General features: G+C 62.6%; 19 protein-coding genes. 9 read left to right on the top strand and 10 right to left on the bottom strand.

Annotation, left to right across the window (positions count from 1 at the left end; all coding sequences use genetic code 11):
* Positions 1–46: 46 nt before the first annotated feature.
* The 4 genes from BOH68_RS08825 to BOH68_RS08810 all read right to left on the bottom strand — a co-directional run bounded on the left by BOH68_RS08825 (position 47) and on the right by BOH68_RS08810 (position 4,138).
* On the bottom strand, positions 47–1,234 hold the full coding sequence (locus BOH68_RS08825) for a hypothetical protein (RefSeq protein ID WP_219815805.1): 1,188 nt from the start codon (positions 1,232–1,234) through the stop codon (positions 47–49).
* A 111-nt stretch (positions 1,235–1,345) separates the two neighbouring features.
* Positions 1,346–2,368, bottom strand: coding sequence for a patatin-like phospholipase family protein (locus tag BOH68_RS08820; RefSeq protein WP_077376103.1), 1,023 nt, complete (start codon positions 2,366–2,368; stop codon positions 1,346–1,348).
* A gap of 333 nt (positions 2,369–2,701) precedes the next feature.
* Positions 2,702–3,556: an SDR family oxidoreductase gene (locus BOH68_RS08815; protein WP_077376106.1), complete on the bottom strand. Its 855-nt coding sequence runs from the start codon at positions 3,554–3,556 to the stop codon at positions 2,702–2,704.
* A 222-nt stretch (positions 3,557–3,778) separates the two neighbouring features.
* Positions 3,779–4,138: a hypothetical protein gene (locus BOH68_RS08810; RefSeq protein ID WP_077376109.1), complete on the bottom strand. Its 360-nt coding sequence runs from the start codon at positions 4,136–4,138 to the stop codon at positions 3,779–3,781.
* A gap of 658 nt (positions 4,139–4,796) precedes the next feature.
* Between BOH68_RS08810 and BOH68_RS08805 the strand changes: the two genes are divergently transcribed.
* Positions 4,797–5,600: a spermidine synthase gene (locus BOH68_RS08805; RefSeq protein WP_219815807.1), complete on the top strand. Its 804-nt coding sequence runs from the start codon at positions 4,797–4,799 to the stop codon at positions 5,598–5,600.
* Positions 5,601–5,745: 145 nt separating this feature from the next.
* Here the strand turns inward: BOH68_RS08805 and BOH68_RS08800 are convergent, their stop codons facing one another.
* Positions 5,746–6,186, bottom strand: coding sequence for a hemerythrin domain-containing protein (locus BOH68_RS08800; protein WP_077376112.1), 441 nt, complete (start codon positions 6,184–6,186; stop codon positions 5,746–5,748).
* 341 nt (positions 6,187–6,527) lie between these two features.
* Between BOH68_RS08800 and BOH68_RS08795 the strand changes: the two genes are divergently transcribed.
* From BOH68_RS08795 to BOH68_RS08780, 4 genes are all read left to right on the top strand, one after another.
* Positions 6,528–8,978 carry an FdhF/YdeP family oxidoreductase gene (locus BOH68_RS08795; RefSeq protein ID WP_077376115.1) on the top strand — a complete coding sequence of 817 codons (2,451 nt, stop codon included), beginning with the start codon at positions 6,528–6,530 and terminating at the stop codon, positions 8,976–8,978.
* A 547-nt stretch (positions 8,979–9,525) separates the two neighbouring features.
* Entirely contained in the window at positions 9,526–10,827 is a 1,302-nt protein-coding gene (gene codB, locus BOH68_RS08790; protein ID WP_077376118.1) for a cytosine permease, read from the top strand.
* Between the two features lie 125 nt (positions 10,828–10,952).
* The gene (locus BOH68_RS08785) at positions 10,953–11,267 is read left to right on the top strand and encodes a type II toxin-antitoxin system RelE/ParE family toxin (protein ID WP_258038255.1); all 315 of its coding nucleotides are present in this window, start codon (positions 10,953–10,955) and stop codon (positions 11,265–11,267) included.
* A 37-nt stretch (positions 11,268–11,304) separates the two neighbouring features.
* Positions 11,305–11,634 (top strand): HigA family addiction module antitoxin, encoded by a 330-nt coding sequence (locus BOH68_RS08780; RefSeq protein ID WP_077376121.1) that lies wholly within the window; start codon positions 11,305–11,307, stop codon positions 11,632–11,634.
* An 84-nt stretch (positions 11,635–11,718) separates the two neighbouring features.
* Here BOH68_RS08780 and BOH68_RS08775 read toward each other — a convergent pair whose 3' ends face one another.
* From BOH68_RS08775 to BOH68_RS08760, 4 genes are all read right to left on the bottom strand, one after another.
* Positions 11,719–12,738 (bottom strand): DMT family transporter, encoded by a 1,020-nt coding sequence (locus tag BOH68_RS08775; protein ID WP_077376124.1) that lies wholly within the window; start codon positions 12,736–12,738, stop codon positions 11,719–11,721.
* A gap of 200 nt (positions 12,739–12,938) precedes the next feature.
* A complete protein-coding gene (locus BOH68_RS08770; protein ID WP_077376127.1) occupies positions 12,939–14,174 on the bottom strand; it encodes a DMT family transporter in 1,236 nt (411 codons plus the stop codon).
* A 176-nt stretch (positions 14,175–14,350) separates the two neighbouring features.
* The gene (locus BOH68_RS08765) at positions 14,351–15,082 is read right to left on the bottom strand and encodes a helix-turn-helix domain-containing protein (RefSeq protein WP_077376130.1); all 732 of its coding nucleotides are present in this window, start codon (positions 15,080–15,082) and stop codon (positions 14,351–14,353) included.
* A 74-nt stretch (positions 15,083–15,156) separates the two neighbouring features.
* Positions 15,157–15,699 (bottom strand): hypothetical protein, encoded by a 543-nt coding sequence (locus BOH68_RS08760; protein ID WP_077376133.1) that lies wholly within the window; start codon positions 15,697–15,699, stop codon positions 15,157–15,159.
* Positions 15,700–16,019: 320 nt separating this feature from the next.
* Between BOH68_RS08760 and BOH68_RS08755 the strand changes: the two genes are divergently transcribed.
* From BOH68_RS08755 to BOH68_RS08740, 4 genes are all read left to right on the top strand, one after another.
* The gene (locus BOH68_RS08755; protein ID WP_077376136.1) at positions 16,020–16,604 is read left to right on the top strand and encodes a sugar dehydrogenase complex small subunit; all 585 of its coding nucleotides are present in this window, start codon (positions 16,020–16,022) and stop codon (positions 16,602–16,604) included.
* A 109-nt stretch (positions 16,605–16,713) separates the two neighbouring features.
* Positions 16,714–18,327, top strand: coding sequence for a GMC family oxidoreductase (locus BOH68_RS08750; protein ID WP_077376139.1), 1,614 nt, complete (start codon positions 16,714–16,716; stop codon positions 18,325–18,327).
* Between the two features lie 2 nt (positions 18,328–18,329).
* Entirely contained in the window at positions 18,330–19,871 is a 1,542-nt protein-coding gene (locus tag BOH68_RS08745) for a c-type cytochrome (RefSeq protein ID WP_205632757.1), read from the top strand.
* Positions 19,872–20,177: 306 nt separating this feature from the next.
* Positions 20,178–20,717, top strand: a complete 540-nt coding sequence (locus BOH68_RS08740; protein ID WP_077376142.1) for a hypothetical protein — start codon at positions 20,178–20,180, stop codon at positions 20,715–20,717.
* Positions 20,718–20,849: 132 nt separating this feature from the next.
* On the opposite strand, the gene BOH68_RS08735 is transcribed toward BOH68_RS08740, so the two are convergent.
* Positions 20,850–21,884 (bottom strand): substrate-binding domain-containing protein, encoded by a 1,035-nt coding sequence (locus BOH68_RS08735; RefSeq protein ID WP_077376145.1) that lies wholly within the window; start codon positions 21,882–21,884, stop codon positions 20,850–20,852.
* Between the last annotated feature and the right edge of the window lie 10 nt (positions 21,885–21,894).

The following is a 21,894-nucleotide window of genomic DNA, read 5'->3' as shown; positions in this document are numbered from 1 at the left end:
CTTCGCCGGCAGGGCGAAGGCGTGATATCGACGCTGAGCGCGTATGTTATTTTGCCTGCTGCATGCGCTCGGTCAGCTTGCGGAATTCCTCGCGCATGGCGCTGTTCTCGAAGCTGGTGGCTACCGGTACCTGCAGGCCGGCGAGGGTGTCGAAGGTCTTGACGCCCTGGCGGATGAGGTCGGCGACATGCGCGCTGAGCTTGACGGTGCGATAGGTATTGGTCGCCACCGCAAGCTCGCGTTCGCTCTTGGTGAGCGATGTCTTGACGCGGTCGCGCTGTTCGCTCACCAGCGAGCGATACAGGTTGATCGTCTTGAGCGTCAGCGCATTGGCGCGGATGTTGTTCTCCAGACTCTCACGTGATCCGCCTTGCTTGATCAGCGTGCGGGCTTCGCGCGTGGTGGCTTGGGCTTCGTCGGCGAAGCCTTGCAGTTGCGGCAATACCTCATCATTCACGCGCGTGATGAAGTCCTGCTGCATGGTCACGATCATGCGGTGAAGCATGACCACCATGCCGTAATAACGGCGCGCGTAGTCGAGGTTCTCACCGCTGTCGCGGGTCAACTCGGCGAGCTGCTGGGCCACCGACTTGATGCTGGCGAACACGACACTCATGGTCAGCACATCATCGCCGACCACCGAGGACAGCCACACCTGAACCTGGTCCGGCGTCAGGGTGATGCCGATCTCCTCGAGTCGCGCGGCCAGCTTGCCTTCCAGCGTGGTCAGCTCGCCCTGATAGGCGGCGATGTTCTTCTCATGCGCGGCGATCAGCAGATCGTAATCGCCGCGCGTGCTGGCGGTGAATTCGCGCAGGGTATCGGTAGGCGTGAAGCGGGTCAGCGTCGAGACCTCGGTGTCGGGCGCCAGGATACGCTTCTCCTTCAACTCGGAAATCTCACGGCGCGATTCGCGTATCTTGTCCTCGACCTGTCGATAGGTGCTGCGCAGTGTCGAGAGTTCCGGCACGTCGAGGGCCTGCATGGCTTCCTTGATCATCTCGTTCATATCGCTGCGCGCGGAGGCCTGATCGCGGCTGATCCATGCCTCTTCCGGCAAGGTGTCCATCTCATCGAAATAGCCGACCGCCTTCTTCAAGGTGGCGAAGGCTTCCGGCTGGTCGAAGTGCATGTCGTCGGCTGCCAGGGCGATACCCGGCGTCAAGGTGGGCGCGAGGGTCGCCAATGACAGACTGAGCGCTATCAGGAGGCGGGTGGCGGGGCGGCGAGACACTTGCGAACTACCTTGGGGCATCGGGGACACTCGGGTCGGCGTGGAGCATGGCAGCGCAGAGTAGCAAAATCGCTGACAGGCGTCTCCGAGTTCGCGTCGCGCAAGGCGTGCTCAGTGAGGCTCATAGGCCTCGGGCTTGCCGGTGGCGGGGTCGATGCGGTCCAGCGACGGGCCACGATAGTGGTCCATGATCAGCGCCACCGCTGCCTCGCCGTACTGCGCGAACCAGAAGTCGCCCATGCCCATGAGGCGCTGGATATTGGTGACGCTGATGTCGTCCATCGCATCGTCAGGCGCCCTGGGCAATCCCGGTTGCGGGCGCATCTCGGCGTTGACGCGGATGTAGCTGCCCGGCGGCGAGATGGTGATGGCCTGATAGCCGACGACCTTCTCGTCGGAGAGCACGTCGATCAGACTGCCTTCCAGCATCCACTGCACCGCGCCCCAATGCTGGGAATCCGGGCCGTTGATCTTGCGCGTGCGCGTCCCGGTACCGATCGACAGCACGCGCCGGGTGTCATGCGGCCACAGTCGACAGGCCTCGGCGATGGCGCACATGGTCGGGTTGTTGGCGATCACGCCGCCATCGATCAGCCAGGTCTGCTCATTGTCCGTCCCGAGTTTCATGTCGCGGGTCGGGAAGTAGGTGGGCGCGGCGCTCGAGGCATCCGCGACCTGCCAGGCCAGCAGCTTGTGATGCTCGCGCTTGCTCGACTTCAAGACATGCGGGCGGCGTCTCTCTATCCCGTAGGTGACGACGAGGACCTGCTTGCCGTCAGGGACATCCCGGAGCTTGGCCTGGCCGAGATGCTTCTTGAGCATCGCGCTCTTGCCCCGGGCCTCGTACCTGGGCGCATTGATCCCATCGAGTTCGAACCAGCCACGATTGTCGACGAAGATCTTCCTGGCATTGGTTGCGCTGTAGAGCCCGCTGATGTCTTCGAGGCTCATGTCGGTGGTAGCCAGCGCCAGCGCGATCAGGCTGCCGGTAGAGGTGCCTGCGTAGAAATCGACGCAGTCGCGCAGTGTGGTCTGGTGGTCGCGCTTGAGTGTCGCATCGACATGCATCAGAAACCGGGCGGTGGCTGCCCCACGTATGCCGCCACCATCCAGCGAGAGAATCAGCTTGGACATGCAGGCCTCCTGCAGCGCGAGTGACGTTCCTTTCCTGCCCATGGCATTCCCTGGGCTGCTACCAGAATAGAGAGGCCAACGCTGTCCAGCCGTGTGAAATGCCTGATACGGAGCGACAGGAGGGCCTGATGCTGGCCGGGAGAAGAGGTGATTCGAACGCGGCACAAGCGCTGAGACGCGGCACGCATTCCTTGAGCAGACCCCTATGGCAATGTGAAAAAGGCCACCCGGATCGGGTGGCCTTTGGTGTTGCTGCGTGGTGATCGTCTCGTCGCTGGCCGGACAGTGATCACCAGTCGCTGGCGCAGTGAAGCGTTCGAGGACGCATCGTGATCAGGTGTTGAGCACGACGCCACCATTGAGGTGGATCGTCTGTCCCGACATGTAGCTTGAATCGTCGCTGGCCAGATAGACGTAGGCCGGGCCCATCTCGCTGGGTTGCCCGGGGCGCTCCATCGGTACCTGCTTGCCGAATTCGGCGACCTTGTCATCCTCGAAGCTGGCGGGGATCAACGGTGTCCAGACCGGGCCGGGGGCCACGGCATTGACGCGGATGCCGCGGTCCATCAGCGTGCCGGACAGCGAGCGTACCAGCCCCTGGATGGCCCCCTTGGTGGCGCTGTAATCGATCAGGCTGTCATTGCCCTTGAAGGCGTTGACCGAGGAGGTGGCGATGATGGAGTCGCCCTTGGAAAGATGCGGGACGGCGGCCTTGATCAGATAGAAGTGACTGAAGAGATTGGTCTTGAAGGTGCGTTCGAGCTGCTCGTCATCTATCTCGGTCACGTCATTCCAGTCGTACTGCTCGGCGGCGTTGTTGACCAGGATGTTGAGCTTGCCGAATTCCTCCAGCGTGCCTTCTATCACCTTGCGGCAGAAGGCCGGGTCACCGATGTCACCGGCGATGCGGCTGGCCTTCTGACCTTCGGCCTCGATCAGTCGGATGGTTTCCTCGGCGTCCTTTTCCTCGCTGCCAACGTGGGTGATCATGCAGTCGGCCCCTTCGCGCGCGAAGTGGACGGCGGCGGCGCGCCCGATGCCGCTGTCGCCTCCGGTGATGACGGCGACCTTGCCCTTGAGCTTTCCGCTGCCCTGATAGCCTTCCCGGATATATTCGGGGCGAGGCTGCATGCGATGTTCATCACCCGGTTGATGATCCTGATGCTGCGGGGGTTGTAGTTGACTCATGCTGTCACTCCTTGTCCGTGAATCATGATGACGACGCAATCGCCTTCAGACGCGAACGCCTACCTGAATGACATGTGGATCTTCGTGCGGATTCAAACCCCTACATTCAAAAAACTTGATGTTCATGTGGGGCCGGGTCAAGCCACCAATGAAAACGCCCGTTGCTCAGGGGAAAGCAACGGGCGGGGGTGTCACCTTCGGCTCAGGCCAGGTGTCAACGGCTCAGGAAACGACGCCCTGTGGCTTGTCGTGCACGGTCGCCGGGGTGGGGGCCCCCTGCGGCGAGACGGAGGCCACGGCGGGGGCAAGCGCCTGCTCCCGTTGCAGGGGTGAGGCCTGGACATTGAGCTCTGGCAGGTTCTCGGGGTCATGCCCCGGACCGGCTTCCAGCGTGGGCAGGGCCTCTCGGATGATGCAGGCACACAGGCGGCGGTGTGCCTGCAGCATCAGGCCCTCACGCTCCAGGTATTGCATCAGTCGCGTGGCTGACACCAGCGCGACGATGGGATGCAGACCGCGAAAGCGTTCCTCTACCTTTTCGGCACTGATGGTCGCCAGTTGCTCTGGGTTGGTGTGTGGCATCGGTGGTTCCCCTAGATGGCACTCGGTGTCCCGAGTGCGGATGATGCGTGTCATTCGCTGGTCATGGCGGCGTATGCCGCCACGTGAGAGTGTCTTTCTGTCAGGCGTCGCTGTTATAGGTGTCGTTGTTTGCGTGCGTGAATCGTCGTGCGAAATCACCATCTCGCCTGTCCCGCAGACCGCCTTTCCCCATAGTGTGTCGCCTCAAGGCGGGGTCAGGCAATGATCCGAGTGACGTGCGTGGCGGGCACGATCTCCCGAGCAGGCCGTGGTCTGGCTGGCGCTCAAGCCAGAGAGCATCGCTGCCGCGTGTCTGGCACCTTCGCGCCAGCGTTTTGCATTATGCAACTTCCATTGATTAACGATTGTGGATTTTCGTAACCACCTAGCCAGTATTAGAGATACCACGAGAATGTGCCAGTTCTGTTGCAGGGGCTCTGTTGTCTCTCAACCGTTGCCACTGCTGTTGTCCTTTCTGGCAGGTATCCCTGTGGAGTGACTGGCTCATTATCGCCATGACGCGCATGGCTGGTAGGATAACGCTCCTCTGGATCATGCAGATGCCTGCCAGCGGGATATTGCGTCAATGCGCGTCGCCCCGGCTGGAGTTGCCTGCAGGTATCGATTGTCGCGTGATCTCTTCTAGCCTGGATATGCCATGAAACGTTTTGTGCTGCTCGATACCGCCCCGATCCCCGGTACCACGGATTCGCTCTGTCTGTTCGAGTATGGTGAGGACTTCGTCATCAAGATCGAGAGCGGCAAGGGGGGGCAGCTGATGAATACCCGCATGCATGGCTCGGAAGACGCGCTGGCAGAGATTCCTGCTGGCCTGCTGAAGAGTCGCGGAACGCCGTCGGCGCCGCAGCGTGTCCTGATCGGCGGTCTGGGCATGGGCTTCACGCTGGCCTCGGCGCTTGCGCACTTCAAGGCAGATGCCGAGGTGGTGGTCGCCGAGCTGGTGCCGGGCGTGATCACCTGGAATGACGGCCCGCTGGGGGCCAAGGCGGGGTATCCGATCCGCAATCCGCGCACGACCGTCGAGAATCGCGATGTGGCCGAGGTGCTGCGCGAAGCACCTGGCGGTTTCGATGCCATCATGCTGGATGTGGACAATGGCCCGGAGGGGCTGACCGCTGACGACAATGATTGGCTCTACAGCGCGGAAGGGCTGGCGGTATGCGCCAGGGCACTGCGACCTGCCGGCATTCTGGCAGTGTGGTCGGCCACGGCCGATGCGCGCTTCTCGCAGCGTCTGTCGCGGGCCGGTTTCAAGGCCGAGGCACGTCAGGTGTATGCCCATGGCACGTCCGGAGCCAGGCATACGATCTGGATCGCCCGCTATGTCGGACGTTCCGCGACCTCCGAGACCGGGCCAGGGGCGGGCAAGGGAGAGAAGAAGGGCAAGCGTGCTGGTGGCTCATTCAAGGGTGCCGGGGCGAAAGGCAGCCGCCGCCGGTAATGTCGTGCGGCCGGGGCGTCAGCCTCTTTCGCTCAACTTCTCGACCGCCATCAACGACAACGGGCTGGCCACGTCATGTGGCCAGCCCGTGTCATGTCCTGCCTGGCTATTGTCGAGCGTCAGGCGTCAGGCATCAGGCGACGTATCAGGCCGCTTCGCGCGCCTTCATGTCCTTCAGGTACTCATCGGCGAGTCGCTGCTTGGTGGCGTCGTCGAAGACGCGACCGGCCAGCTGGAAGACTTCCTGCTCTTCCTCGTCCAGATGGTGAGTCACCAGATGCTCAAGCTGCTTGGCGGCGGCCAGCCAGCCCGGCGAGCTGTAGTCCGTCGTCTCGAGTTTCTCGACCAGCTCATCGATTTCATGGTGCTCGGCCACGCTATGACGCGCCTTTTCCTGCGTCATGTCGTGCTCCATCATCGGGATGTAGAGCGCGCGCTCCTCAGCTCCCGCATGGTTGGTGAGCGATTCCTTGAGGCGCTTGAACAGGTCATCGCGCGGTTCGCTGTCACCTTCGGTCTTGAGCAGCATGTCCAGCAGGCGGCGTTGTTCGTCGTGGGTCTCGCGCAGGGCTTCAAAGATGGTCATGTTCGGGCTCCTCATCAGCGTCAGCTTGTCGAGTGGCTGGGCGAGACGCGTGGCCTGTCTCTCTTCTTGCCGGACTCTCAGCTTCTCCCTTCAAGCTTTTGGAGTTCCAGCATTCCAGAGGACGGCTCACGTCTGTCAGGGGCTCGCCGTGTCAGCGCATTTTCTCGAGCTCATTGTGTCAGGTATGTACAACTCTGGTGGCGGATCGAAAGAACTTCAAGGGCGCAACGCCGGCTGCCCTTGAAAATCCCCCGCGCGAGAGCAAGAGATGAGGTATCGCTCATATCTTGCCTGCTACTTTCTCTTTCTTGATCGAGCACGCACCGCGCAGGAGTTCTGACATGTCACACGACGCGCCCACGTCCTGGCCCGCTTCTTCCAGCACCTTCGGCCACAAGGGGTCCCATGCGCCTGACCTTTCCCGCGAGCTTTCCGGCAGCCAGCTTGATCGTCCGCCGGGCGGCGGCTGGCCATCGCTCAAGGCAGTGGAGACATTCCTCTGGCAGGAGCACCTGCCGATCGCCGGGCATGTCAGCCTGATGAAGATGAACAAGCCGGATGGCTTCATCTGTCCGAGCTGCGCCTGGCCGAATGGTGACAAGCCCAAGGGGGCCAATTTCTGCGAGAACGGTGCCAAGGCGCTGGCGTGGGAGGCGACGCGTGAACGCGTCAGCGATGAGCTCTTCGCTCAGAACACCGTGAGCCAGCTTCGCGAGTGGACGGATCATCATCTGGAGAAGGAAGGGCGCCTGACGCACCCGCTGCGCTACAACGCGGCTGAGGATCGCTACGAGGTCACCAGCTGGGAGGCGGCCTACGCCGAGATCGGTGAGCGTCTCAAACAGTATGACGACCCGAACCAGGTCGAGTTCTATACCTCGGGGCGCACCTCCAACGAGGCGGCCTTCCTGTTCTCGCTGTTCGGGCGCATGTACGGCACCAACAACTTCCCCGACTGCTCGAACATGTGTCATGAGACCACCTCCCGGGCACTGCCGGAATCCATCGGCATCGGCAAGGCGACGGTGAACCTCGAGGACTTCAAGCAGGCCGATGCCATCTTCATCTTCGGTCAGAACAGCGGCACCAACAGTCCCCGCATGCTGGGCGATCTCCACGAGGCGCGTGGCCGTGGTGCCGAGGTGGTGAGCTTCAATCCTCTGCGCGAGCGGGCGCTGGTGAGCTTTGCCGACCCGCAATCGCCCAGGGACATGCTGAGCGGCAAGGGCGTCGAGATCAGCACCCAGTACCATCAACTGCGCATCGGCGGTGACCTCGCTGCCGTGCAGGCGATGTGCAAGTACGTGATCGAGGCCGACGATGCACTGCGTGAGCGCAATCCGCATACGGTGGGGCTGCTGGATCATGACTTCATCGCCCAGCACACCCACGGCTTCGAGGCCTTCGCCGATCACTGCCGCAAGCTCGACTGGCAGGATCTGGTCGAGATGTCCGGCCTGTCGCGGGAGTCACTGGAACAGGCGGCGCAGACCTATCTGGAAGCCGAGCGCGTGATCTGTTGCTGGGGCATGGGCATCACTCAGCATGCGCGGGGTGGCGATACCATCCAGCAGATCGTCAATCTGCTGTTGTTGCGCGGCAATATCGGCAAGCCGGGCGCCGGGCCTTGTCCGGTGCGCGGCCACTCCAACGTGCAGGGGGATCGCACCGTCGGTATCGAGAACCTCCCCAACGGCGCGATGCTGGATGCCTTCGATCGCGTCTTCGACATCCAGTGCCCACGGGACAACGGCCATGATGTCGCCGAATGCTGTGAAGCGATTCTGCGCGGTGAGACACGGGCCTTCATCGGCATGGGCGGCAACTTCTTCCGCGCGATTCCGGACCAGAAGCGCATCGTGGAGAAGGTGCACGAGCTGGACATGACGGTGCATATCGCCACCAAGCTCAATCGCAGTCATCTGCATCCCGGCAAGCACGGCTGGGTATTGCCGACGCTGGGTCACAGCGAGCGGGATCTGCAGGCCGGCGCCGATGGCAAGGGCGCGGAGCAGACCACCAGTGTCGAGGACGGCATGTGCAATGTCTCGCCCTCGCGCGGCGTGATGGCGCCGGCGGATGCCAGCCTGCACTCCGAGATCGCCATCACCTGTCAGCTGGCCAAGGCCACTCTGCCGGCGCATCCCACCCTGGACTGGGACTGGTTGCAGGCGGATTACGCGCGCATTCGCGACCGTATCGAACAGGTCTTCCCGCAGATCTTCCCGGACTACAATGCTCGCCTGGCGCAGGGGGGCTTCCACATCCGCATCGCCCCGCGTGAGCGCATCTGGCACACCGACTCCGGGCGCGCCAACTTCCTGTTCCCCGAGGGACTTGGCACCGATGAACAGGGCCTCGACAAGGTCACCCACGAGACGCTGGACATGGACAGTACCTTCCTGCTCAGCACCATGCGGGGCCATGACCAGTTCAACACCACCGTCTATTCCAATGATGACCGCTATCGGGACGTCTACGGGACGCGCATGGTGGTGATGATCAGCCCGCAGGATCTGGAAACGCTCGGCCTGTCCGAGGGCCAGCGCGTGCGTATGGAAACCGTGAGTGAGGATGGTGTCGAGCGCAGCATGGCCGGCTTCAAGCTCAAGGCCTACGATATCCCGAGCGGCTGTCTGGCAGCGTATTACCCGGAAACCAATGACCTGATTCCGCTGGATCACCGTGATGCGCGCAGCAATACGCCGGCCTCGAAATCGGTGCCTGTCAGATTGCGTCTGATGGACAGCGAAGAGGTCAATGCCAGTGAAGGAGTGCTGGCAAGCGCTTGAGGCCCCTCTGACCGGGAATGTCTGAAAAAATTTGCATCCTGCACTCGGCGTCAGGTTATGACGTGAGGGAAGGACGATGCGATCAACGCCACGCGCTGCACTGAAAGAGTGCGCCGCGTGGCGTTTTTGTGGATCACTGCCATATTGAGGGCATCTTACGGGGATCTTGCGCCATCACCGGCCAAGTGACGCAAGCGATACGTCAGAGAGGGCATTGCTGCGCCAATGGCTGCCTCACACCCCCTTCAGCGCGAGATCCTGACGCCAAGGACAAGTTATGGCGCCGGGCAGTCCGCGGACAGGTACGCGGGCATCTCAAGGACTGGCGCGTTTCTTGCGTGGTGGTAGGGTGGCGACCGCCAGTCCCGCTCATCCGCACTTCGCCAGCGGTTGGCAGGCTCTCATCGACCGACGCGCTGCCCGTCGAGCGCAGCGTTCCATGAGAGCGACCTGCCAGATGGCGAGAGAGCATGGCACCTTAACTCCGGCTGACACGGCCTCACACGAAGAGACTCGGCGCGATGCACGAGTCCGAGGGATACCCCGCATGGCAGATGACCGCTCATCAACTTCACAGACCTCACCGCTGGCTCCGGCCGCAGGCAATGACTATCCCTTGAGCGAAGTCCCCGCTTCGGCACGACGTGGGCTGCTCTCCACTTCAATGGTGCTGCTCGGCTTCACCTTCTTCACCGCCACCATGTGGGCCGGTGGGTCACTGGGCGCGGCCTTCGAACTCAATGAGCTGATGTGGATCATCGTGATCGGCAATCTGCTGCTGGGGAGCTATGCGGCGGCGCTGGCCTACATCGCCTGCAAGAGCGGCCTCAACTCGGTGTTGATGGGCCGCCTGTGCTTTGGCGAGAAGGGCAGCCGTCTGTCGGACTTCGTGCTCGGCTTCACCCAGATCGGCTGGTACGCCTGGGGCACCGCGACCATCGCCATCGTGCTGGTCAAGACACTCGGCTTGCCGGAATGGCTGACCACGCCGCTGATGGTCATCTTCGGTTTCGCCTTCTGCCTGACGGCGATGATCGGCTATCGCGGCCTGGACATGCTCTCGCGGGTTGCCGTGCCGGCCATGCTGCTGTTCATCCTGTTCAGTCTCTATACCGGCATGGTCGATGTCGGGGGCATGGCGGGACTCGCGGCACTGACGCCCACGGATTCCATGAGCTGGACGGCCGCCATCACGGCGGTGATCGGTACCTTCATCAGTGGCGGCACCCAGGCGACCAACTGGAGTCGCTTCGCACGCTCGCCGAAGATCGCCGTGATCGCCACGCTGGCGGCTTTCTTCGTCGGCAATGGTCTGATGGTGCTGACCGGTGCGCTCGGCGCGATGATCTATCAGCAGGCTGATATCGTCGATGTGATGATTGCCCAGGGGCTGGTCAGCCTCGCGGTGTTGATGCTGTTTCTCAATATCTGGACCACCCAGGACAACACCATCTACAACTTCGCCATCGCCGGCTGCAACCTGCTGCGCACACCGCATCGTCAGCGTGTCACCCTGGGCGGCGCGGCCATCGGCACGGTGCTGGCGGTACTCGGCATGTATGAGTGGCTGATCCCGTTCCTGATTCTGCTCGGCACCTTCATTCCACCGATCGGCGGCGTGATCATGGCCAACTTCTGGCTCGGCCACAGAGGCCAGTATCCGCGTCTCGCCGAGATGCCCAAGGTGGATTACCACTGGCCGGGCCTCGCCGCCTACGCCATCGCCTGCCTGTGTGCCTGGAGCTCCCCCTTCATGCCGCCGGTCGTGGGTGTCGTGGTCGCCTTCGTCGTCTACGGCGGGCTGATCAAGCTTGCCAAGGTCGAACTGGCCGACAAGACGGCGGCATGAGTGACTGATCGCCTGATGTGAAGGGCAGAGGAATACGACACGCCCAACGAGTCCTGGACTCGTTGGGCGTTTTTCATGGGGGAGAGAAACGTCAGGGTAGAGTCACCTCAGGGGAGAGTCACTTGATGCACAACATGGTTGTGCATAGAATGGTGGAAAAAGGTGCTGCCATGGCGGTGGAATTCAGGGATGTGTGGCTCGAGAGCTTCTACGAGCAAGATGTTGGCCACCGCAAGATACCTGCGGCGCTCTCAAGTTCGCTTTATCGCAAGTTGCAGATTCTCGATGCCGCAAGCCAGGAGTCTGATTTGAGGATTCCGCCAGGCAATCGTTTCGAGCATCTGCAGGGCAATCTCGCAGGTTATTGCTCGATTCGCGTCAACAAGCAGTATCGACTCATCTTTCGATGGGAGGCAGGGATTGCCCATCAACATATCTAGACCCGCATGCTGACAAGGGCTAGAGGAGGTAGCAGCGATGAGAAACACCCAGCGGCGCCCACTGACGGTGGGCGAGATGTTGACGGCAGAGTTTCTGGAGCCGATGGAGATCGACATTCGCACACTGGCCGAGGCGATGGGAGTGCACAGAAATACCCTGAGCCGTATCGTTCATGACAAGGGGACCTTGACGGCTCCGATGGCCATCAAGCTGGCGGCTGCGCTAGGCAATACGCCGGAGTTCTGGCTCAACATCCAGCATGCTGTGGAGCTTTGGGATGTGCGCCATCGTGCCTACGCGCAGGATGCCAAGGGCGTACGCCGCATAACGCCGCAAGTTGATGCCGCCGAGCTTGCCTCGCATTGACGTCGCACGCTTCACGGCGAGTGATCGAGACGGCGTAATCCCGTGGGTACATGCCCAGTAACACAGAAAGCCCCAGCCTGATCCTCAGGCTGGGGCTTTCTGTTGTTCAGATTCCAGGCATTCTTCAGATCGTTTCGGCCTCACCTGAATCACCAGGCAGACGGCAATCAGTACCATGCCGGTCCAGCCGAGCGGAGCGATATGCTCGCCGACGATGGTGACGGCGAGCAGCGCGGCGACCAGCGGCTCGAACAGCGTGAGCAGGGTGGCCTTGCTGGCGGTGATGGTCTTGAGGCCATAGCCGAAGGCGAGATAGCCGAGGAACATCGGTACCAGTGCCATGTAGAGTGCCACGCCTGCGTTGCCGGGGGTGGCGAACAGGCGCGGGTCTGCCACCAGCATGCTGAGGCCCAGGCCTGCGATCAGCGCGATGCCGGCGACGCCAAACAGGCTGCCCATGGCCGCGCGAGCGTGGATACCACCTTCCATCATGTGCCGTGCGATCAGCGAGTAGGCGGCGTAGGTCACCCCGGCGATGATGCCCAGCGCGATACCTGCCAGGCGCGCCAGTTCATCAGTGAAGGCAAGGCGACCGTCAGCACTCTGCCCCGCGGCGAGGGGTGTCGTCATGCCCTGATGGCCCGTTTCGCCCAATGCCATCATCACCACCCCGGCGATGCCCAGCGCGAGGCTGAGATACCAGCTCGGCGTGAGTCGATGGTGACCGAACAGGCGCTCCAGTATCGCGGCCGCCAGGGGCGCCGTGGCGATGGTGATCACCGTGCCGATGGCGACGCCCGCCAGATGCATCGAGGTGTAGAAGGCCAGCGGGTAGATGACGACACACACGGCGCCGAGCAATACACAGCGCTTCTGCGCCATCAAAAGGCCCAGGCAGCCCAAGATATAGGGCCGTGCGATCACTGCCTGAAGCAGGCCACCAACGCCCATGGCGAAGGCACCGGTCGCCAGCGGACTGACGTCCTGATTGAAGTGGGCCGCCGTGCCGGTGGTGCCCCACAGCAGCGCCGCAAACAGCACCGCCAGGCTGCCCAGCACTCCCGACTTCGAGGGTTGGGAGGTCAGAGGAGAGATCGTTGTCATCCAGGCATTCCTTTGGCGTGAGAGGTGCGCTCTTTCTCGTCGGCTCGCCATGCATGCCGCGAGCACGCAGAGTGTGCTGAAACCACTTTCTGTCATGATCACGACAACGCGGGGAGTCACTGCGGTCTGCGCCCCGTCGTCAGCTCAGCGCAACCGGCTCAGTGAGACCGGCTCAGTGAGGCCAGTTCAGTGAGATCCGTTCAGTGAGATCCGTTCAACGTGGTGTCCTGTCGCCGGACTCCACTGCCGCATGGGGACCAGCCGTGCTGGCTCTCTGCGGGGTAGTCGAGCATTGCGACGCTTTCGCAGGCGGGCTCCTGCCCGCTATCGTTGCCAGTCCAGAGCCCCGTCGCCAGGTCAGTCTCCAGATCAGACGCCCGCTCTGCCTCAAGGTCAGGGCGTCGTGATGCGTGGGAGGCCCTTGCCCATGCGGTGGGCGCTGGCTGCGGACTGGCCGTCGGGGTCCTGGGGGCACGGGAGCGAAGCTGTAGCATCAGGCAGGTCATGATCAACAGCATGCCGATCGCCCCCATCATGGTGAACTGCTCGCCGACCACCACGACCGCCAGAACGCCTGCCACCAGCGGCTCGAACATGGTCAGCATGGTGACGCGACTGATGGGCACGCTGGCCAGTCCACGCCCGAAGACCAGGCTGGCCAGCAGCATGGGAATCAGCGCCATGTAGATGGCGACACTGGCATTCACCGGCGTGGCGAACAGGCGCGGGTCGTGGATGAGGCTGGCGGCTCCAAGGCCGAGCAGCAGCACCACACCGGCGGTGCCGAACAGGCAGCCCATCGCCGCACGCCCGTGGGTGCCTTGCAACATCATGCGTCTGGCGAGCACCGAATAGGTGGCGTAGCTTGCGCCGGCCACGATCCCCAGGGCGATGCCGATGAGCTTGCGCTCATCCATGAGCATCGCCCCCTCACCACGCGCTTCCAGCCGTGGCGTGGCTTCAGGCAACGCGGTCTCGCCGATGGCCATCAGCGCGACGCCGATCATTCCCAGCGTCAGCGCGGCATACCAGCTGGCAGTGACCTTCTTGCGGTCCAGCAGATATTCCAGTGCGGCGGCCGCCAAGGGGGCCGTGGCGATGGTGATGACGGTGCCCATCGCGACACCGGTGTATTCCATGGCCGAGTAGAAGGCCAGGGGATAGCAGAGGATGAACAGAGCGCCCCAGGCCACCAGATGTTTCTGTGCGAGCAGCTTGTGTGCCTCGGCGCGAAGATGGTGGCGTGACAGGATGGCCTGGAGTACGCCGCCCACCCCCATGGCGAAGGCGCCAGTGGCCAGCGGGCTCACACCCTGATTGAAGTGGGCGGCCGTGCCGGTGGTTCCCCACAGGCAGGCAGCCAGCAGTACGCACAGGTTGCCGGTCTGATGTTGGAGCAGCGGGGAGAGCGAAGCGTTCGCGATGCGGTGTTGCATGGTTGATGGCTCGCAATGAAAGGTGATTCGGTGACCACGAGATTACGCTTCATTGCGAATCGATATTGTGCTGAAACTACGCTTCGTTCTGCTGGAGACAGCCAAGTGAGCCAGCAGGCGTCTGAAACGCCGTGACAAGGGCGGGAGAGGTGCTGAAGAAGGTCAGGGGAAGACGCTCAGCTGGAGATGGTCAGGCTGGAGTACTGGCGAGTCATCTCGCGCGGCGTCATGCCGAAATGGTGAGAGAAGCGCCGCGTGAAGGCCGACAGGTTCTGATAGCCCACTGCCTCGGCGACCTGCTGGACACTGAGGTCGGAATGGATCAACTGCGCACGGGCGCGCTCCATGCGCCGCGCTGTCAGGTATTGCTTGACGCTGACGCCCAGGTTGTCACGAAAGATCTTGTGGAACTGGGTAGGGCTCAGATGCGCCAGGGCCGCCAGTGATGCCACGTCATGCGGCTGATCCAGCTGCTCGTTCATGACATCCAGCACTCTGAGCAGACGCCGATCGACACGCTTGTCGCAGGTCTGCCGCTCCAGCAGGCCCAGAAACAGCTCGATGGCCAGACGGTCGATCCGGGCATCGACCTTGCCCTGCAGCTGGGCTTCGAGAAACAGCAGATAGTTCATCAGCAGGGTGCTGATGGAGAACACCACGCGCCGAGTGGCGGCGAGATTGTCGGGCAGGTAATCCAGGTCCGCGACGATGAAGCGTGCCGCGTCATGGGCCTGGAACTGATGGGTCTCGCCCGAGCGGATGATCACGCATTCGCCGGTGACCACGGTTCCGGTGTAGCCGCCGACCTGGATGTCGAGATGGCCCCGGATCGGCAGCACCAGCTGCGGATACTGGTGATCATGCACATCGGCGCGTGGCGTGTAGGAACGTAACGAGAGTGCCGTCATGGTGTCGTGGTCATTCGTCGATCATCCCTCAGGGTGGCAGGCCCGGGGCTCGCGGGAGTCTGGGCTCAGCACGCTCAGCGGCTCAGTTCGATGTTGCGTGTCTGACCACGCCCGACCTGTACCTGGCTCAGGATGAGCGGGCTGCGGGTGCCATCGGGCAGTTTGATGACGCCGGCGACATAGAAGGTGCCGGCGGGCAGGCCGGTGGCATTGAAGTAGCCATTGCTGTCGGTGCGCACGATATGGGTATAGGCCTGGGCACGCGGGTCGGCGCGCTCTGCCGTCTTGCCGGCCAGCGCCAGTTCCGCGGCTTCCGCGGAGTAGGTGGTGACGGGGGCAATGGAGATGCCGGCCTGGTTGGCATGGATCGTCTGACCCTGCCAGTCATAGGACATGCGGCCCTTGATGACCGAGGTTCCCGTCTTGTCGAGCTTGGCGTACTCCGCCTCCGGGAAGGCCACTGTCCGCTTGACGCGCTGATCGCCGTCCTCGGAGGCAGTGGTGCTGCCGAAGTCCGGAAGGGAAATGCTGTCGGCGATACGGGACGCGCTCTCGCAACCTGCCAGCAGAGTGGTGGTGAGAATCAACGCGAGAGGGGTACGCAGGGTGCGAAGCATGATGGCCATCCTTGGAATGACGAAGGGATCAAGCCCACATCCTACTGTGCCGCGAGATGACTGAAAACGTCAGCCGCCGCGAAAGACGTAAGCCACGCTCCCGGGGCGAGGGGTGGGGCCTGCCGCGTTCGCTCGGGTTGCATCGAGCGCGATGACAGAGTTGCGCAAGTGCGAACGCATGATTCATTAGTCTTTCGTCTATGAGGGGGGTGCCAATTGTTACCATTCACCCAATGTTAATGTTTCCCGCTTGACCTGCTGCTGGCCTGCCAGCGTGCTCGAGTGTGCGTATCTGTTCCCATGATTGCCCGGAGAGCCCCATGACGACTTCGCCTGAGACCGATGCCTTGCCTGATTCGACTCATGACATCGCACGCGTCGATGCTTCCCGGCGTCGCCTGCTCAAGCGTGGTCTGCTCGGGGTCGGTGCCGCGACACTGACCAGCCTGCCATTGTCGGCGCTGGCGCAAACGGTCACCAGCAGTGCCCGGGAGACGGATGAGGATGGCGCCTTTGCCGCCTTCATGTCCCTCTCGGCATGGCTCTTGAGTGACAGAGTCCTCAATGAGCGCCTCGGGCAGCGGTTCTTCGAGGCGCTGGCGCGCACGCCCGTCGATGGCGTGCCGGGCCTTGGCACGCTGGTGGACCTGAGAGATCGTCTCCTGGCCCTGGGGGAGCAGCGTGAATATCTGCGCGAGGATGACGTGAGCGAAGCCGAGATGGCACTGGTGCGCCGCGTGCTGCAGGCCTGGATGCTGGGGACGGTAGGGCAATCTGCCACCGACCCGCAGGCCGAGGTGATCGCCTTTGAACATGCCGGCATGTATGCAGGCCCCCGCGATGTCCAGGTCGTGCGGACCTATTGCCCGAATCGTCCCGGTTTCTGGGCCGAGCGTCCTGCCTGAACCCACTCGTTCATCTGCCAGCATCGCCATGAGAGCGGGCGGCAACGAATGCCCTGACGACATCGCAGTCCCGCTGCGGTGACGCAAAGCACCTTGAGGAGAACCCCGCATGGCTGAGGAAGCTCGTACGTATGACGCTGACGTGATCGTGGTGGGCTCCGGCGTTGCCGGTGCCCTGATCGCGCATCGTCTGGCCGAAGCCGGCAAGGCGGTCATCATGCTGGAGGCCGGCCCGCGCCTGGAGCGCTGGCAGATCGTGGAGCGCTTTCGCAATCAGGCCGACAAGATGGACTTCATGGGGCCGTATCCCGCCAGCAAGGCGGCACCGCATCCCATGCTGCACGGCGACAATGCCGACTATCTCGTCCAGAAGGGTGAGCAGCCCTATGACGCGCAGTATATCCGCGCCGTCGGCGGTACCACCTGGCATTGGGCGGCCTCGGCCTGGCGCTTCCTGCCCAGCGATTTTCGTCTCAAGAGCGAATATGGAGTAGGTCTCGACTGGCCGATCGCCTATGAGGACCTGGAAGACTACTACTTCCGGGCCGAGGTGGCGCTGGGTGTCTGGGGGCCGAATGATGTCGATCTCGGCAGCCCGCGCAGCGCCGAGTATCCGATGGCGCCTCTGCCGCTGTCGTGGAACGAACGGCGGGTCAGCGAGCGCATCAATCCCCACGGTTTTGACATGGTCACCGAGCCGGTGGCGCGCAACAGCCGCCCCTACGATGACCGCCCGACCTGCTGCGGCAACAACAACTGCATGCCGATCTGCCCGATCGGGGCGATGTACTCCGGCATCATTCACGTCGAGAAGGCGGAGCGCGCCGGTGCCCGACTGATCGACAATGCCATCGTCCATCATCTGGAAAGCGATGCCAGCGGCAAGATCCGCGAAGTGCGCTATCTCGACCCGCAAGGCAAGCAGCATCGACTGAGCGCACCCAAGGTGGTGCTGGCGGCCAATGGCATCGAGACGCCCAAGCTGATGCAGATGTCGGTGAATGCGCATACCCCCGACGGTGTGGGCAACCAGAACGACATGGTCGGCCGGCATCTGATGGATCACCCGGGTACCGGTGTGAGCTTTCTGGCCGATGAGGCACTGTGGGCCGGCCGTGGCCCCCAAGAGATGACGTCCATCATCACCTGGCGTGACGGGGATTTCCGCCGTGAATTCGCCTCCAAGAAGCTGCACCTTTCCAACATCGCCCGGACTCAGCAGATGACCACCGAGGTGCTGGCGGAGACACCCCTGAGGCTGGGCGCGGACCTGCAGGCGCAGATCGACAATCGTGCCAGCCGTTATGTGCAGTTCGACAGCTTCCATGAGCTGCTGCCCGAGCCAGCCAATCGCATCACGCCGTCAAAAAAACGTGACGCACTTGGTCTGCCGCGCCCGGAATTCCGTTATGCTATCGATGATTACGTCAAGCGCAGCGCCGTGCATACGCGGGAGCAATATGCACGCATCGCCAAGCTGATGGGAGGCACGGACATCGCGTTCCGTGATGAGTTCTCCAACAACCAGCATATCTGCGGTACGACCCTGATGGGAGATGACCCGACGCAATCCGTGGTGGACCGCGATTGCCGAGTGCATGGCCACGACAATCTGTTCGTCGCCAGCTCCGGCAGCATGCCGACAGTCGGCTCGGTCAACTGCACTCTGACGATTGCCGCCTTGTCTCTTCGTATTGCCGATCTGCTCGAACAGGAAATATAAGCATGGTCCCGCACGCCCGTACTGCTGGCATTCGTGATGCCATTGATGAGAATGCCCGAGGTGCCCGCCTCACGGCCCGTCCCGCGCGTCTGGCCCGTGCAATTCGTCTTGCTGCCATTGCCGGTTCCAGTGCGCTGTTGCTCAGCGCCTGTGGCAGTGGTGAAGATGAGCACGCCAGGCAGGTGGAGGCCGACAAGGCCGCCACCAATGATCCGGCGTTGATCGAGAAGGGCCTGTACATGGCACGCGCCAGTGATTGCGCTGCCTGTCATAGTACGCAAGACGGTGATGAGTACGCCGGCGGCCTCGGTTTCGAGACGCCGGTCGGCAAGATCTTCGCCACCAACATCACCCCGGACACCGAACATGGCATCGGCAACTACACCCTCGAGGAGTACACCCGTGTACTGCGCGAAGGTGAGGCGGCCGATGGGCACAATCTCTATCCGGCGATGCCGTTCCCGTCCTATGCACGTCTGACCGATGACGACATCAAGTCACTCTATGCCTGGAACATGCATGACGTGACGCCGAGCGCCACGCCGAACCGTGAGAGCGAGATTCCGTTCCCGCTCAACATGCGTTGGCCGATGGCGCTGTGGGAAGAGATCTTCTCGCCGCTGGAGCCCTGGCAGGATGACCCCGAGAAGAGCGCCGACTGGAACCGTGGCGCCTATCTCGTCCAGGGGCCGGGACACTGTGGCAGCTGTCACACCGAGCGTGGCATCGCCTTCCAGGAGAAGGCGCTGACAGGCGATGAGGACGGCTATCTCGGTGGTGCGATGATAGAAGGCTGGCGCGCCTTCAACCTGACGCCGGACATGCAGGATGGTCTGGGCAGCTGGAGTGAGCAGGATATCCAGACCTACCTCGCCACCGGCAATCTCAAGGGCAAGGCGCAGGCCGGCGGCCCGATGGCGGATGTCGTCACGCACTCCATGCGTCACATGAGCGAAGATGATCTGCGTGCCATTGCCGTCTATCTGAAGTCCATCCCGGCCGTGAATGGCAAGGGTGAGCAGGGCGAGGCGATCAATGATGGCGATCGCCAGGCGGAAGCCGAGCAGGCCAGCGAGCCTCAGGTCGCCACGCGGTTCAATCAGGGGGCACCGGCTGACGATGTCCTGTTGCTGCGCGGTCAGCCACTCGACAAGCGCCCGGATGACGAAGCGCTGATCGGCCAGCTGACGGATGCCACCCCGGGTGTGCGCCTGTATCTGGGCCACTGTGCCATGTGTCACGGGGCGGATGGCGCCGGCACCCAGGATGGTTACTACCCGTCGCTGTTCCACAACAGCGTGACCGGCAGTGTCTATCCGGACAACCTGGCGCAGGCGATTCTCAATGGCGTGCAGCGCGAGAACAATGGTCACAGCGTCTTCATGCCGGCCTTTGATGACAACCTGACCGACGGCGAGCTGATCAATCTGATGGACTACCTGGAGAATCGCTTCGGGGAAGGTCACCAGAGTGCCTCTCTCGCGGCGCCTGATGCGCGTCGCCAGCAGTTGGCGGACAAGCTGGAAGAATGGCGCAAGCACTGAGGCGCCCTTGATCGCCCCCTCTTGCGTGAATGTGAACGTGACGTGAGAAGGGGGCAGGAATTGCCTGGCCAGTCGTCGAGGCATGCGTGAAGACCGCCACGACGACTGGCCGATAGGCTCACCCGGCGCCAGAGACAACCAGTGCTGGCGCTATGGTGAGGATGGGGTAAAATTGCGCCAGGCAGGACACCGACATCACATTCATCTCGCTCGGTTGCGCTCAAATGCAGCACAAACTGAAGAACTGCGGTAGAATGTGCGCCCAGACTTTAGCTCTTTATCAATTATTCGAGGCAACATAGCAGTATGACCGACGCTACTCTTGACGATCAGCTTGCATCCCTGTTTCAGGAGCAGGACACCAAGCAGGACCAGAACGCCCGCATCAAGGAGCTGGAGCGTCAGCTGCGTGAAGCCAGCAAGGAAGCCGACAAGCTCCGCAATGCCCGTGACAAGGCAAAGAAGGAAGTCGAGGACCTGCGTGCTCGCAACGAGCGTTTGAGCGAGAAGGCAGCAGCCTCTGACAAGCACCGTAAGCAGGTCGAACACGAGTTCAACCAGAAGCTGGTGCAGTACAAGGCGCGTCTGGCCCGTGAACAGGCCATCGCCCAGTCCCGCATGATGCCGATGGCAGCCGCTGAAGAGCAGGCGGAGTCCGAGGACACCGCAGACGCGGCTTCCCTGGAAGACCTGGGTCTGAACGCTGCAGCTATCCGCGCGCTGACCGAAGCCGGCTACGATGACGTCGCCAAGGTCCGCAAGGCCCACGCTGACGGCGTGATCGCTGAGGTCAAGGGTATCGGTCCCAAGGCTCAGTCCCAGATCGCGGAAGCGCTGGACGCCTGATCGTCGCTGATGAATGAAAAAACCCGCCAATTGGCGGGTTTTTTTGTCTCTGGCTGACGCGCCTGGCGTCTGAAGGTCCGAGGCGGCCTGGGGGCAAGACGGCCTGGGATCAAGGCGGCTCACGACTGTCACTCACGGCTGGAGTTCGGGCCAGGTGACCTTGGCCTGCTGCTCACCCAGCCAGTCATTGAGCGCCTGACGCATGTCACTGACGGCAAGCGCATTGCCATTCAGCGCATGTACCACCTGAGGCAGGCTTGGCGCTTCACCGGCTTGGGCCGGCCACTCCTGCTTGAGCATGAAGGCAGCCTTCGTCGGGTCTTCCTGATGTAGGGTGCGTTGTGCCGCGGCGTGGGCCTGGCCCAGCTGTTGAAGCTCGGCATCGAGAGCGTCATCGGCGATGTCGGCGCGGCTGACCAGCAGCATGCGCGGAAGGTCCAGCATGTTGGCGCGCGGCAGCCAGTCCTTGGAGAGCGGGTGCAGGGCCACCAGACGGGAGGCGTCATCGCCACCCAGGAAGGCGGCATGCATCTTGCGACTATTGATCAGCGCCTTGGGCGCATCGCCGGTGTACTCATCACCTTCCAGCGCTTCCAGCGAGCGTGGGCTCACCAGCTGCATGCTGGAACCGACCTTGACCTCGATCCACTGCTTGAGCGCCAGATGCGAGCGCGCATCACTGTCGCTGATCACCACCCGCACTGCACGCGTGGTGTCATTCAGGAAGCGAATCAGCATTTCCTGCGGCTCGAACAGCTTGGTATAGCGGATCAGCTCATCGCGTGCGACCAGGCTGACATCATCCAGGTCCGCGCCATCCAGTACCCGCAGCGGCACGCCGCTCTCGGCCAGTGCCTTGAGGTTCCAGGGCGTCAGGTAGGCGGCGTCCAGCGTGCCATCACGCAGCCCCTTCATCACCTCATCCGCACTGGCGAATTGCGTCAGGGTCAGCGGCTCGCGCAATGAGTCCTCGAGGGTACCTTCGGCTTCCAGCACGACGGCAGGGCTGGCGCTGACACCGGCATCGGCAGGCATGCCGATCTCCAGGGCGCTGGCCTTTTGCGCCAGCATCAAGCTGCCACCGGCGAGGCACCAGGCCGCCAGTGTGCGTCGCAGGGGCAGGCGTTGGGCACGCGAGGTGAGGGGGAAAGAGTCAAGCAGGGACATCTGGCACTCC

It is taken from the genome of Cobetia sp. MM1IDA2H-1 (assembly GCF_002916775.2).
Classification (GTDB): domain Bacteria; phylum Pseudomonadota; class Gammaproteobacteria; order Pseudomonadales; family Halomonadaceae; genus Cobetia; species Cobetia marina.
The sequence above is the reverse complement of the archived record's forward strand: the minus strand, read 5'-3'. Positions and strand labels throughout refer to the sequence as shown.